This window comes from Inquilinus sp. OTU3971 (assembly GCF_038440215.1).
In genome coordinates, this window is record NZ_JASATH010000219.1 from 1 (window position 1) to 13,274 (window position 13,274).

At 64.1% G+C, this 13,274-nt stretch carries 11 protein-coding genes; 8 read left to right on the top strand and 3 right to left on the bottom strand.

Features of this window, described 5'->3' with window-relative positions; all coding sequences use genetic code 11:
• Window positions 1-101: 101 nt before the first annotated feature.
• On the bottom strand, window positions 102-1,421 hold the full coding sequence (locus AAHM41_RS34680; protein ID WP_446719510.1) for an ABC transporter substrate-binding protein: 1,320 nt from the start codon (window positions 1,419-1,421) through the stop codon (window positions 102-104).
• Window positions 1,422-1,679: 258 nt separating this feature from the next.
• Here AAHM41_RS34680 and AAHM41_RS34685 point away from each other — a divergent pair, with 258 nt between their 5' ends.
• Window positions 1,680-1,919: a DUF2630 family protein gene (locus AAHM41_RS34685; protein WP_342241192.1), complete on the top strand. Its 240-nt coding sequence runs from the start codon at window positions 1,680-1,682 to the stop codon at window positions 1,917-1,919.
• A gap of 195 nt (window positions 1,920-2,114) precedes the next feature.
• Here AAHM41_RS34685 and AAHM41_RS34690 read toward each other — a convergent pair whose 3' ends face one another.
• Window positions 2,115-2,891: a TerC family protein gene (locus tag AAHM41_RS34690; protein ID WP_342241193.1), complete on the bottom strand. Its 777-nt coding sequence runs from the start codon at window positions 2,889-2,891 to the stop codon at window positions 2,115-2,117.
• Window positions 2,892-3,046: 155 nt separating this feature from the next.
• On the opposite strand from AAHM41_RS34690, the gene AAHM41_RS34695 reads away from it, so the two are divergent.
• The 5 genes from AAHM41_RS34695 (at window position 3,047) to AAHM41_RS34715 (ending at window position 9,714) form a co-directional block, all read left to right on the top strand.
• Window positions 3,047-4,594, top strand: coding sequence for an N-6 DNA methylase (locus tag AAHM41_RS34695; RefSeq protein ID WP_342241194.1), 1,548 nt, complete (start codon window positions 3,047-3,049; stop codon window positions 4,592-4,594).
• Window positions 4,591-6,798, top strand: a complete 2,208-nt coding sequence (locus AAHM41_RS34700; RefSeq protein WP_342241195.1) for a sensor histidine kinase — start codon at window positions 4,591-4,593, stop codon at window positions 6,796-6,798. The genes AAHM41_RS34695 and AAHM41_RS34700 overlap by 4 nt, the downstream gene beginning before the upstream one ends.
• The gene (locus tag AAHM41_RS34705; RefSeq protein ID WP_342241196.1) at window positions 6,795-7,877 is read left to right on the top strand and encodes a hypothetical protein; all 1,083 of its coding nucleotides are present in this window, start codon (window positions 6,795-6,797) and stop codon (window positions 7,875-7,877) included. Before AAHM41_RS34700 ends, AAHM41_RS34705 begins: the two co-directional genes overlap by 4 nt.
• A complete protein-coding gene (locus tag AAHM41_RS34710; RefSeq protein ID WP_342241197.1) occupies window positions 7,874-8,611 on the top strand; it encodes a hypothetical protein in 738 nt (245 codons plus the stop codon). The genes AAHM41_RS34705 and AAHM41_RS34710 overlap by 4 nt, the downstream gene beginning before the upstream one ends.
• A 425-nt stretch (window positions 8,612-9,036) precedes the next feature.
• Complete coding sequence (locus AAHM41_RS34715) at window positions 9,037-9,714, top strand: hypothetical protein (protein WP_342241198.1); 678 nt, start codon at window positions 9,037-9,039, stop codon at window positions 9,712-9,714.
• A 160-nt stretch (window positions 9,715-9,874) separates the two neighbouring features.
• Here AAHM41_RS34715 and AAHM41_RS34720 read toward each other — a convergent pair whose 3' ends face one another.
• The gene (locus tag AAHM41_RS34720; RefSeq protein WP_342241199.1) at window positions 9,875-10,591 is read right to left on the bottom strand and encodes a cupin domain-containing protein; all 717 of its coding nucleotides are present in this window, start codon (window positions 10,589-10,591) and stop codon (window positions 9,875-9,877) included.
• Between the two features lie 198 nt (window positions 10,592-10,789).
• Here AAHM41_RS34720 and AAHM41_RS34725 point away from each other — a divergent pair, with 198 nt between their 5' ends.
• Window positions 10,790-12,127, top strand: a complete 1,338-nt coding sequence (locus tag AAHM41_RS34725; RefSeq protein WP_342241200.1) for an aspartate aminotransferase family protein — start codon at window positions 10,790-10,792, stop codon at window positions 12,125-12,127.
• Window positions 12,128-12,264: 137 nt separating this feature from the next.
• Window positions 12,265-13,197 (top strand): transcriptional regulator GcvA, encoded by a 933-nt coding sequence (gcvA, locus tag AAHM41_RS34730; RefSeq protein ID WP_342241201.1) that lies wholly within the window; start codon window positions 12,265-12,267, stop codon window positions 13,195-13,197.
• The last annotated feature ends 77 nt before the right edge of the window (window positions 13,198-13,274 follow it).

Sequence of the window (13,274 nt, forward strand, 5' to 3'; positions counted from 1 at the left end):
CCCCCAGACCCCTCCCCCTACCCCCTCCCGCAAGGGGAGGGGGGACTGGAAAACACCCAGCCGAGAGGAGGCGGGGAGACTTCAAAGGCCGGACGTCAGGCTTACTTGTACCCGCCCTGGGTCACCGCCCGGTCGGCGGCGTCCTGCGCGGCCTTCAGCGCCGCGTCGACCGTGACCGAGCCGGCGAGGGCGGCGGCGATCTGCTGGCCGACCTCGGTGCCGATCGCCTGGAACTCCGGGATGCCGACGAACTGCACCCCGGTGTAGGGCACCTTCTCGACCGTGGCGTCGTTCGGGTCCGCGGTCTCGATCGCCTTCAGCACGAAGGACGCGAAGGGCGCGGCCTTCTGGTACTCGGGGTTGGCGTAGGTCGAGCTGCGGGTGCCGGGCGGGACCACGGTCCAGCCGTCGCTCTTCGCCACCGCCTCGATATAGGGCTTGGACGTGGCCCAGGTGATGAACTTCTTGGCGGCGTCCGGTGCCTTGGTCGATTTCGGCACGGCCAGGGCCCAGGACCACAGCCAGTGGTTGCCCTTCGGCGACTTGGCGATCGGCGCCTGGGCGAAGGCGACCTTGTCGGCCACCGTCGAGTCCTTCGGGTTGTACAGGTAGCCGGCGGCCGAGGTGGCGTCGATCCACATCGCGCATTTGCCGCTGGCGAACAGCGCCCGGTTCTCGTTGTGGCCGTTCGACGGCGCGCCCGGGGGCCCGTAGTTCTTCAAGAGGTCGACATAGTAGGTGATGGCCTCCTTCCACGCCGGCGAGTCCATGGTCGGCTCCCACTTCTCGTCGAACCAGCGGCCGCCATAGGTGTTCACCAGCGGGCCGACGAAGGCCATGTTCTCGCCCCAGCCCGGCTTGCCGCGCAGGCACATGCCGTAGATCTCGTGCGACGGGTCGTGCAGCTTGGCCGCGAACTCCTTGATCTGGTCGTAGGTCGGCTGGTCCGGCATCTTCAGCCCGGCCTTGTCGAACAGGTCCTTGCGGTAGAAGGTCATCGAGCTTTCGGCATAGAAGGGCAGGGCGTACAGCTTGCCCTCATGCGAAAGCCCGTCGCGCACCGGCTTCAGCACGTCCTCGAGGTCGTAGTCGGCCGGTACGTCGTCCATCGGCAGCAGCCAGTCCTGCGCGCCCCAGATCGGCACCTCATAGGTGCCGATGGTCAGCACGTCGAACTGGCCGCCATTGGTGGCGATGTCGGTGGTGACGCGCTGGCGCAGCACGTTCTCCTCCAGCACCACCCAGTTCAGCGCGATGCCGCTCTCCTTCTCGAAGTCCTTCGACAGGCGCTGCATGATGATCATGTCGGCGTTGTTGACCGTGGCGATGGTCAGCTTCTGCTGCGCCATCGCCGAACCGGACGACAGCAGCAGCGCCAGCGCACCGGCGCCGGCCAGGGCCTTGCACATCTTCCAGGGCATGGTGGGCCTCCTCGGGTTGTTCCTCCAAAGCCGCGTCTGTCCGCGGTCTCACTCTCTTCCGGCGGGAAGCCTACGCCGATCTGGGCGGCGGCGCCTGACGGACGATCGGACAGTTTGTGATTCTGCTCAATCGATGAACAGATGTTCATGCCGCAGCCGCCCGGAGTCAAGCGGAGAGGTGAGGCCCGTGCTCCCCTGGCACGGCCCGCGCTTTGCGCTACTCTCGATTGGGGAGAGACCGAGGGGAGTGTGCCTGGCATGACGACCGACCAATCCGTGCTGAACCGGATCGAGAAGCTGGTGGCGGAGGAGGAGCGGCTGTGGGCCAGCGGCCGGCCGAGCGACCCCGAGCTGAAGCGGCTGAAGGAGATCCAGGTCGAGCTCGACCGCGCCTGGGACCTCTTGCGCCAGCGCCGCGCCCGCCGCGAATTCGGCCAGGACCCCGACGCCGCCCATCTCCGCCCCGCCGGCATCGTCCGCACCTATCGCGACGAGTGAGCGGGCGCCCGCACTCGCACCGACCCGTCCTTTCACTCTCCCCCTCCCCTCGCGGGAGGGGGCAGGGGGAGGGGGGCCGCCGTCAGACGATCGGAGCGGTTGGAATGCGCTGGCGTGAGCCGGATGGCGGTGGCGTCGAGAACCGGCGCGCAGCGGACTTGACGTCCGTGAGCACCGGAAGCGGAGACGCCGCCCTCAGCCCGCCACGACCGGCTTGGCCGCCGCCCAGATCTCGTGCCCGCCATCCCACATCATGACGATGGCGACATAGAGGATGATCAGCAGCCCGACATAGGCGATCCAGCGGTGGCGGTGCAGCAGCCGGGCGACGAAGTTGGCGGCCAGGCCCATCAGCGCGACGGAGAGGGCGAGGCCGACGACCAGCACCTCGATATGGTCGCGCGCGGTGCCGGCCACGGCCAGCACGTTGTCGAGCGACATCGACACGTCGGCCAGCACGATCTGGGTGACGGCCTGGCGGAAGGTCTTGGTCGGCGCCGCCCCCTTCGGGTTCCCCCTCCCTTCCGCCTTCGGGTTCCCACTCCCCGCCGCCTTCGAGTCCCCCCTCCCCTCGCGGGAGGGGGCCAGGGGGAGGGGGTTCCCTCCACCCGAGCCGTCCCCGCCCGACCCGGCCCCGCCCTCCGCCGCCTCCACATCCTCCAGCGCCGCGGCCTCGGCGGCGTGGTCGGCGCGCAGCTCGCGCCACAGCTTCCAGCACACCCACAGCAGCAGGATGCCGCCGGCGAACAGCAGGCCGACGATCTGCAGCAGCTGGGTGGTGAACAGGGCGAAGACGATGCGCAGGCCGGTGGCGGCGACGATGCCCCACAGGATGGCGCGGCGCCGCTCCTCGGCGGCCAGCCCGGCCGCGGCCATGCCGACGACGATGGCGTTGTCGCCCGCCAGCGCCACGTCGATGATCACGACCTGGACAAGGGCGGTGAGCTCGGCGAGCGAGAACCAGTCGGGCATGGCGGGGTCCGATGTGCGAAGGTGCTCCCCGATGTAGCGCAAGCGTGCCGTGGGGGGAACCCAGGGCGAGGACCCTGGCAGTGGGTCATCGAACCTTGGCAGTTCCCACCGAGACAGCTTGAGGTGAGCGCCAATTTGATCTCTAACACATTCGCATGAATGTCCCAGCTGTCCCCAAGGCCCTCGGCGCCTTTTACACACCAGAGACCGTCGCCGATGTCCTGGCAGAATGGGTCGTCCAATTGGGAAATGAGCGGCTCCTCGAGCCCAGCGCTGGCGAGGGCGCTCTCGTACGAGCTGCTATCTCCCACGCGCAACGGTGCGATGGCACCGGACAACGCCTCCGGTTTATTGCCTGCGACATCGACAAAGATGTTGCGGTGCGACTCAGACAGTCGTTATCTGGCGAAGATGAGGTATGGTCAGGCGACTTTCTCGGCCTGTCGGCAGACGCGATGCCAGCCGTCGACGGAATCATTGCAAACCCTCCATTCACGAGGAATCACGCCATTGATCGCCAGCGTCGCGGAACGCTGCGAGGGCGGTTCGACATCGACGGTGCTGCTGGACTTTGGGTGCACTTTCTCATTCACGCTTGTAGCTTTTTGAGGCCTGGAGGCCGGCTTGCATCGGTCATTCCAGCTTCGGCACTTTTCACCCGATACGGGAAACTGGCCCTAAGCCGAATCTGCCGACAATTCGACAAAGTTGAGATTCGCCGTATCGTAGACCGGCCAGCTTGGGTCAATGGAGCGGATGAACGCGGTGCGCTCCTTTTTGCGGACGGCTACGGACTAGGAACAAGCGAGGTTCCCGAAGCTACATCTTGGTCTGCCCATCAGCTCGAACAATCACGCGATTGCGCCACTGGTTCGTCGGTGTTCCACGACATCGTGGCGGCAGGATCGACGCTGGGCTCTATCGCGAAGATCGCGATTGGCGCTGTGACTGGCTGTAACCAGGTGTTCCTCGTGTCCGAGAAAGAAAGAGAGGCGGAAGGTATTTCTATAGAGGACGTCGTTTCCGTCGCCGCGAGATCTCGTCATGTTCCCGGAGTTCTGGTTGACAAGGATGATCTTATCCATTTGGCCGGAGTGGGGGAGAAAACCTGGATGCTAGTTCCAAGCGATATCGCTACCAGAGGCACCGGCGTTCGTCGCCGTCTTGCGCAGATATCTCATCGGAAGCGGCGTACAACGGCTTGGTTGCAAAAGAGGGATCCTTGGTGGTCGGTCGATACCGGTCCCGATTGCGACGCCATCTTCACCTATATGAACCACCTAGGCCCTCGCTTAGTCCTGGCTGGACCAGGTGTTAAATGCACGAATACACTTCACCGCGTCGAATTTAGAGAAGGGGTATCTCCCGGCGATCGTATGGCTGCAGCACTCACCCTCGTTTCAACGTTTGGTCAGGTGGCAGCGGAACGGCTGGGGCGACCATATGGTGGTGGAGTGCTCAAATTTGAACTTGTTGAGGCACGACAGTTCCCAGTCCTACGGTCGAATGGTGAGATTGATAGACGTATATTGATAGAGGCTGATCGGGCTGTTCGGATAGGCAACATCGATCGCGCTCGCAATATAGCGGACGAACTTTTGATGCCATCCATATTGGGGAGAGGCTGGCGAGCAGCAGTATCTGAAATGAATGCGGAGATTGTGAAACGGCGTAGGCAACGAAACAAGGGCGCCGCTGTATGAACGAGGAACTCTACTTTGTCGCCGATGCGGCACTTGTCGACCGGTTGGGACGCGAACTTGTCGGTAAACAGGAAACCGCCCTCATCGAACTTGTTAAGAACGCTTATGACGCCGACGCGACCGAGGTGACTGTCACGATCGGCCGAACGTCACTCGTTATTGAAGACAACGGGACCGGGATGACACGCCAGGAGCTTGTCGACGGATTCCTGCGACTGGCGAGCAACTTGAAAGTCCGCGAATCGCGATCGCGCCGGTTCCAACGCCAGCGCGCTGGCCGCAAAGGCATTGGGCGTTTTGCGACGCAAAGATTGGGCGACGTGCTCACGCTGCAGACATGGACAGATCCTGAGTCAGTTGGGCTTGAGCTGTCGGTCGATTGGAAGCTCTTCAAGCCCGAAATGCGGCTAGAAGATGTGCCTGTTCGACTGGTAGATATTCCGCCTCGCACTGCCGGTACCGTACTTCGCATTGAGGGACTGAGGGATCAATGGAGTGAAGCGCAGATCAGGCGCTGCTGGCGGGGGGTGGCGAACCTCCTGCAACCGTTTCCGGTCGCACCGGTCGCTATGCGGCCAACAGCAGATCCTGGCTTCGCAGTCCGTTTCCTAAGTGGCGGCGATGGTTTCTTTGATCCAGAAATCGTGGCGGACCTTCAAACCGAAATTCTGGATCATCTCCATGCCCTCATAGAATTTCGTGTGAATGAAGTTGGCGAGGCCGAGTGGCGGCTTGCGCAAAATCGCTTTGGTCCGGACCGTAATTGGACTCGAATTCACCATAAACACCTGGAAGAAAGGAATCCTCCTGCCTATTCGACCCTCAGAAATGTTGGAATGAAGGCTTACTACTTCATTCTGGACGCCAAGCTGTTGCCAAGCATGATCTATACTCGGGTGCGGGATTTGCTCCGTGTCCAGGGCGGCATCCGTCTCTATCGTAACGGCTTTCGAGTTGTTCCTTATGGAGGCCCAGGGGACGACTGGCTTGGACTTGAGGAGACTTACGCGCAGCGCGGAGTAACCCTGGCTCCTATCCGCAATTTGAACTTCTTCGGTGTAGTGGAGGTGTATGATCCAGAAGGTATTGACTTCGAGGAGAATACCTCTCGTGAAGGATTGATCGAGACAGCAGCCTTTGAGGATCTCAAGGAGCTCGCCAGCAGTATCATTCTTACCGCGGTCAGAAATATTGCAGAGGACAGGGGACGAAAATCTCGCGCCGGCGGTGCACGAGCCGAGCCAGACGCAAGTGCCCTTGAGAAGATACGGGAAGCCGAGCGCCGAGCGAGAGAAGCAGCGGAGGCAAGAGCTGCCCAGAGACGGCAGGAAAGCGAAGAAGAAGATAAGAATGAGGGAGACCAAGGCGCGCCAACTGAGGCCGAAGTTGCCGCTCTCCTCAAAGAAGGCGGCGACATCATCGCGGCGCGAGAGGCGGACCTCGCGGACGAAACAGCCATCCTGAGGCTGCTGGCAACCCTAGGACTGACGGCTGCTGAGTTCAGTCACGAAACAGGAATGACATTTGAGGCTGTTCGTATATCCTTCCGACGTGTTTTTGACGTCGCGCGTGATGCACAGCCGGACGATACAGAATTTCAAGAGGATGTAAGTCGGGCATATTCGATGCTTAATCGTCTTGATGCTCTCACGAGTTATCTCAATACAGTTGCGTCCGCCCGCGCTGTCCGCGAGTTGGGTCCGGTTTCTGCTAGTAGGGAGATTGAAAGATTCTCACGTGGTATGAAGCAACAGGCCGAAAAGCAGGAAATTGAACTGAAGCTCAACGTGCCAGCACTTGATGCGCTCTATACACGGCCGATGCACGAAGCCGATGTGGCGACTATCTTGCTTAATTTTTACTCTAATTCGGTTAAGGCCATGCGCCGGACGTCGCGGACACGGCAGATTCTCGTTCAGGCCGAGCGGAATTTGGATGACGAGATCGTCATCCGCTTTTCCGACACAGGCGATGGCGTTCCGCCCGAAAATCGCGAGAAAGTATTCGATCTGTTCTTCACGACTCGAGCGGCAGCTCCTTCCAGTGCTGACCCCAACGAGCAGATCACCGGAACCGGTTTAGGCCTTTGGATCGTTCATCAAATCGTCTCAAAGGCAGGTGGAGATGTCGAGTTAGTCACTCCTCCTACCGGCTTCGCGACATGCTTTGAGGTTCGGTTGCCCGCAGAGGAGGACGATGCATGATTGAATGGCTCCTTGTAGACGACAAGCCGGACGAAGCAGAACAGTTTGCTCGTGCGCTCTCTGTCAAGGGTATGTTTGTCGTGACGTCAATCAGAGCAAAGGACGCGGAAGATCGGCTTGGCAAAGGAGAGCTTCGACCTTCCGGAGTGCTGATGGATGTAGATCTCTCTAGCGAGACCGGAATGCGGTCGACTGGGCCGGGTATGGCGCAGAACATCAGAGTGGCGCAACAACGCCAATCGGCTCCTTCGTTTCCGATCGTTCGCTTCTCCGCGCGTGCGCGGGTTCTCGAAAACATTGGTCACGACAGCAGTAGCGATGACGTCTTTGATTTGAAGATCGAGAAGGACGGGTTAAGCGAGATCGCCAGGCAGAAAGTAGTTCAACGTCAATTGTTCGGCGTCACGGAAGTCTATCATGCCGCTGGAGGCGAGTTTGACCTCCTCACTTTCGTTGGGCTGGACGATAAACATTGGAGTCTCTGGGGGCATTTGGCGTTCGAGCGTGAGATGGCCAATGCTGACCGCCCTCATCTCAAGGCAGGACGGATCATTCGGCTGTTGGTGCACCCGGGCGTTCTGATCGATGAGGATCTGCTGGCGATCCGACTGGGGATAGACCGACATCAGTCGAAGAGTTGGTCGCAACTCTTAGACGAACTCGCCCCTATCAGATACTCGGGCGTTGCCCGTGACCACTTTCCAAGATGGTGGGCGCGTGGACTAGAGGACTGGTGGCTGGATTTGAGTCCACCTCAGCCGCTCGCCGGCAGCAGTATTGAAGAGCGTCACGCCTTGCTGACGCGTTATCATTCCGATCTGCGCCGGCTTGAGATGCCTGAGGAAAGCCCCGGCGATCGCCCATGGCGAACCTGTCTGCTGACCCTTGAGGAACGGGAAGAGATCATTCCCGTCGACCCTTCGAAGGGCGTCAGGATTACTCCAAGAGAAACGTTGCCGCCCTGGATGGACCCCTTCGTGGCCGTTTTGGGGCGTGCACTTCAGTCACGTGACGACCCTCGTCTTGATCGGGCTGATCTGGATCGATTGTCGCGCTGGGCAAAGCGAGGCTCGAGGTGAGCGCGAAATTCGATCCGCAAGAACTCGCGGATCTCGCCGCAAGCCTATCGCGTGTGCCTGAAACTGAATCTACGGCTCAGTTCCTGTTGGCAGAAGCAGGTAGGTTTTACCATCAGTGGAAGTCTGATCGCCTGTTAAGGGCAGATGAAATTCCTATTCCTCTTCCGCGGAAGAAGGCTTTGTTTCCGGCCAATTGCGAGTTGGAAGCTTCATTCCTTAGCTTTAGGTTTCGTCCTGGTGACCAGGAACATCTGCCCTCGCAAGCCGACTATCAAGTCCGTGTGGAGGGGTGGCTTATAACGAGTTCCGCTGTATACGAGTTACAGGATCACTGGAGGGTGGATACGCATATTGAAGGAATAGCATTGGAGGACGGCCGAGGAGTTCCGCACGAGCCGCACCCATTCTTTCATTTCCAACGCGGTGGCCACGCGCAGGATGCCTTTGCGAATGGGGCGACATTCATTCCCAGCGCAGGGGCTGCAATCAACGGTGATTGGCGGGGCTTATTCCAATGTCCCGGACCGCGCATGCCGGCTCTTCCGATGGATCCAATCTTGGCCATCGACTTTTGTATCGGTCAAGGCGATGGAAAAGTTTGGGGAAGACTTCGAAACATTCCAGAGTACTTTGATTTAATAGAACGCGCACAAAAGCGGCTTTGGCAGCCATTCTTCAAAGCTCTCAGAGAGCCGGCCTTTCAGAGGCTCTGGTTGGGAACGTTTGTCATATAGGCGACCCGGTTGGCTCAACGGTGCCAATTAATTGTGCCTCGGTATCGACACGTTGTCACCCGGCGGCATCGGCGGCTACTCGGGCAGGAAGTCGCCGCGTAGCCGGTCGCGATCCCGGTGAAGATCGCCTTGATGCCCTCAACGCCCCGCTCCAGCGGCTCCAGCAGCACGCCGCAGCCGTAGTGGCGCGCCCGGACCTCTTTGCCCGGCAGATGGAACCCTCAGGCAGGCGCACGACCTGGCTCTGGCCGGTCTGGAACAGCTTGGCGATGGCGGTGTCGCTCATGGCGCGCCCCCATCTGCGAATGTCGATACGGACGATATCTGCCACAGGGGAAGGTGGCAACCGGCTGGGCGCCTGCTGCAAGCGTGCAAACGCAATGTTCAGTTGCGTTCACTCGCGATTCTCGTTCATGATACGTTCTATGGACATGGCGCAATCCGACTCCGACGAGATCCGGCCGACCGACCCCGACATGAAATGGACGGGCTGGGCGCTGGACTCGCTGCGGGAGCTGGTCACGATCGACTTGCGCACCAAGCGGATCACCTCGACGCAGCAGCAGGCGATGCCGGCGGGGGCGGAGTCGATCCCCGATTTCGACCTGAAGCAGTCGCGGCTGTCCCGGTCGGTGCGGCTGTCGATCGCCATGACCGAGCGGATCCGCGCCAACTATCTGATGCGCCGGAAAAAGCGCAAGGAGTCGGGCGAGCAGGAGCACCGCCGGCAACGGCGGGAGCAGGCCGCCCAGGCCGTGGCCGAAGCGGTCGCGCAGCCCGAGGACGTCGAGTACATGCGGTCCTGGGTCTGGGAGAAGCTGGTCGAGGACGAGATCCTGGACGAGCAGCTCGACACCCTGTCGGCCGAGGAGTTCGTGCGCGAGGTCTGCCGCAAGATCGGCCGACCGCCGAATCCGGCCTGGATGCCGCGGGGCTGGGACGATGCCGCCGACATCGGCAGCGATGGCACCGTCGTCGCGCCCGGCAGATGCGTGGACCTGGTCGCTGTGAGCCCCACGGCCGCGGAGGGCTGGGCCGAGCCGCCGGAGGAGTCCGGAGACGGCTGTCTGCCATCCCGACTGTCGAAGCCGGACAGCAGCTGAGCGCCGCCGCGGTCGCGACATGCCCTCTTTCCATGACCCGTCGACGTGTTTCGCCTCTCCCGCCCGCGGGAGGGGCTGGAGGCGCTTGCGGGTCCGGGCGAGGGGAGGGGCCTGCAGGAAGGCCCCCTGCGAGCGCCCGGGCCTGCGGCCCGGGCGCTGCTCAGAAGCTCGGCGGGGTGCAGGCCGAGACGATCTCCGCCGGCTCCTCGCCGACCACGCGGAAGCGGTGCGGCAGGCGGCTCTGGAAGTAATAGGCGTCGCCGGGGCCGAGGATGCGGCGGCGCGGGCCGACCGTCAGCTCCACCCGGCCGCGGATCACCACGCCGCCCTCCTCGCCGGCATGGCTCAGCGCCGTCGGGCCGGTGTCGGCGCCCGGCGCCAGCCGCTCGTGCAGGATCTGCAGCGCCCGGCCGGACAGGTCGCAGCCCACCTGGCGGTAGGAGATCAGGCCGGACCCATCGGGATCGCCGCCATGCGTGCCAAGCCTGCCCGCGATCTCGGTCAGCTCGGCCGCCGGGAAGAACACCGGGTCCTCCGGCCCCTCGGGCAGGGCGAAGAACGCGGCCAGGCTCAGCGGCAGCCCGTCCAGCACCCGTTTCAGCGAGCCGATCGAGGGGCTGGCGCGGTTCTGCTCGATCAGCGAGACGGTGGCGTTGGACACGCCGGCGCGGCGCGCCAGCTCGCGCTGGCTCAGCCCGTGCTCCTCGCGCAGCCGCCGCAGCCGGCCGCCGATGTCGATGCCCGGGTCGTCTGCCGCGGCTTGGCCGGAGGGGGAAAGCGCCGGTTCCGGCGGAGGGAACCCCCTCCCCCTGACCCCCTCCCGCGAGGGGAGGGGGGACTCGGTGATCATGGGGGCAGGACCCGGCGTCAGGGCCATGGGTGTTTTCCTGTTCGAAATCCCGAACGCCGGCATCGGGGCGGCCTCCGCCGGCGGTTTTCGCATTGTCCGGGGCGCGCACCCGCTTGTCCAGCGATCCGGGCGGTCCTACGCTTCGGCCCGGCCTTTCCCAGCCTCGGGGCGGACCGGCGCCGGCCGTTCGGCGTGTTCGGATCCCTCCACACGGAGTTGCGACCCATGGACGATGCCCGCGGCGACCTGCGCGCCCCGAACAACCTCGAATCCTTCTGGATGCCGTTCACCGCGAACCGGTCGTTCAAGGCGGCGCCGCGGCTCTACGCCTCGGCCAAGGGCATGTACTACACCACGGTCGACGGCCGCCAGGTGCTGGACGGCACCGCCGGCCTGTGGTGCGTCAACGCCGGCCACTGCCACCCGAAGATCGTCCAGGCGATCCAGGACCAGGCGGCGGAGATGGACTACGCCCCGTCCTTCCAGATGGGCCACCCCAAGGCGTTCGAGCTGGCCTCCCGCGTCGCCCAGCTGCTGCCGGGCGACCTCGACCACGTGTTCTTCGCAGCCGGCGGCGGGTCCGAGGCGGTGGACAGCGCCCTGAAGATCGCCCTGGCCTATCAGCGCCAGATCGGCCAGGGCACCCGCACCCGGCTGATCGGGCGCGAGCGCGGCTATCACGGCGTCGGCTTCGGCGGCATCTCGGTCGGCGGCATGGTCGCCAACCGCCGCACCTTCGGCACCATGCTCGGCGGCGTCGATCACATCCGCCACACCCACGACCTGGCGCGCAACGCCTGGAGCCGCGGCCTGCCGGAGCACGGCGCCGAGCTGGCCGACGACCTGGAGCGGCTGGTGGCGCTGCACGACGCCTCCACCATCGCCGCGGTGATCGTCGAGCCGGTGGCGGGCTCCACCGGCGTGCTGATGCCGCCCAAGGGCTACCTGCAGCGGCTGCGCGAGATCTGCGACAAGCACGGCATCCTGCTGATCTTCGACGAGGTCATCACCGGCTTCGGCCGCCTCGGCACCCCCTTCGCCGCCGACTGGTTCGGCGTGCAGCCGGATATGGTGACCATGGCCAAGGGCCTGACCAACGCCGCCGTCCCGGCCGGCGCCGTCGGCGTGCGCAAGCACATCTACGACGCCTTCATGACCGGCCCGGAGCATATGATCGAGCTGTTCCACGGCTACACCTATTCGGCCCATCCGCTGGCCATGGCCGCCGGCCTGGCCACCCTCGACGTGTATCGCGAGGAGGGGCTGTTCGAGCGCGTCGCCGACCTGGCGCCGTATTGGGAGCAGGCGCTGCACAGCCTGAAGGGCACCCGCCACGTCATCGACATCCGCAACCTCGGCCTGATCGGCGCGGTGGAGCTGGAGCCGATCGCCGGCCGCCCGACCGCCCGGGCCTACGACCTGTTCATCAAGTGCTTCCAGAAGGGGGTGGGCATCCGCACCACCGGCGACATCGTCGCCCTGTCGCCGCCCTTCATCATCGAGAAGGCCGAGATCGACCGCCTGGTCGAAACCCTGCGCGAGACCCTGCAGTCGCTGGACTGAGGCGGGCAGGGGAGGGCTGAAGTTGGTTGAGTCCCCCCTCCCCTCGCGGGAGGGGGGACTAAGGTGTATTGTAGTACCGCGCGTCCGGGGCGAAAATCGGAGGGTAACCGACTCCCGCCCGTAGACGACCGTACCCCATGGACACCCAGCCAGGCTTCCAGCTTCCGCCGCTCGCCGCGGTCCGGGTGTTCGAGGCCGCGGCCCGGCACCTCAGCTTCACCCGCGCGGCGGCGGAGCTGGGCATGACCCAGGCCGCGGTCAGCTACCAGATCCGCCTGCTCGAGGACCGGGTCGGCGCGCCGCTGTTTCACCGCCTCACCCGCAAGGTGGCGCTGACCGAGGCCGGGCAGCGCCTCGCGCCGGTGCTGACCGAGGCGCTGTCGCGCATGGCCGGGGCCTTCGCCGCGCTGCGCGACGACGCCGGCGGCGGGCTGCTCTCGGTCACCACGGTCCTGACCATGGCCTCGAACTGGCTGGTGCCGCGGCTCGGCCGGTTCCAGGAGGCCCATCCCGGCTACACCGTCCGGGTCGACACCATGACCGCGAAGGTCGACTTCACCCGCGGCGAGCACGATCTCGGCATCCGCGTCGGCAAGGGCCTGTGGCCCGGCCTGGCCGCGCATTGGCTGCTGCCGGTCGACTTCGCGCCGATGTGCAGCCCGGCGCTGCTGCAGCGGGCGGGCGGCGGCCTGCGCCATCCGCGCGACCTGCTGCGCCTGCCGCTCTTGTGGGACGATGCCGATGCCTGGCAGCGCTGGTTCGCCGCGGCGGGTGAGGCGGTGCCGGCCTCGATCGCCGATGAGGGGCTGCGGCTCGACAGCCAGCAGATGATGGGCCAGGTGGCGAAGGCGGGGCAGGGCGTGGCGCTGCTCAACCCGCTGCTGTTCGCCGAGGAGCTCGCCTCCGGCCAGCTGGTGCAACCCTTCCCGACGCTGCTTCGCGAGGACGTCGCCTATTACATCGTCTATCTCGAGACCCGCCGCGACATCCCGAAGATCGCCCTGTTCCGCGACTGGCTGCTGGCCGAGGCGGCGGAGACCATGGCGACCCGAAGGACCAGCGCCGCATGATCGCCGGGCTTTTCCCTTTAAGTCCCCCCTCCCCTTGCGGGAGGGGGGCAGGGGGAGGGGTGGGGGCGCCGCCGCGC

Coding starts and splice junctions, on each gene's coding strand:
- AAHM41_RS34680 (WP_446719510.1), bottom strand. CDS start 1,421: ATGCCCTGGAAGATGTGCAAGGCCCTGGCCGGCGCCGGTGCGCTGGCG.
- AAHM41_RS34685 (WP_342241192.1), top strand. CDS start 1,680: ATGACGACCGACCAATCCGTGCTGAACCGGATCGAGAAGCTGGTGGCG.
- AAHM41_RS34690 (WP_342241193.1), bottom strand. CDS start 2,891: ATGCCCGACTGGTTCTCGCTCGCCGAGCTCACCGCCCTTGTCCAGGTC.
- AAHM41_RS34695 (WP_342241194.1), top strand. CDS start 3,047: ATGAATGTCCCAGCTGTCCCCAAGGCCCTCGGCGCCTTTTACACACCA.
- AAHM41_RS34700 (WP_342241195.1), top strand. CDS start 4,591: ATGAACGAGGAACTCTACTTTGTCGCCGATGCGGCACTTGTCGACCGG.
- AAHM41_RS34705 (WP_342241196.1), top strand. CDS start 6,795: ATGATTGAATGGCTCCTTGTAGACGACAAGCCGGACGAAGCAGAACAG.
- AAHM41_RS34715 (WP_342241198.1), top strand. CDS start 9,037: ATGGACATGGCGCAATCCGACTCCGACGAGATCCGGCCGACCGACCCC.
- AAHM41_RS34720 (WP_342241199.1), bottom strand. CDS start 10,591: ATGGCCCTGACGCCGGGTCCTGCCCCCATGATCACCGAGTCCCCCCTC.
- AAHM41_RS34725 (WP_342241200.1), top strand. CDS start 10,790: ATGGACGATGCCCGCGGCGACCTGCGCGCCCCGAACAACCTCGAATCC.
- gcvA (WP_342241201.1), top strand. CDS start 12,265: ATGGACACCCAGCCAGGCTTCCAGCTTCCGCCGCTCGCCGCGGTCCGG.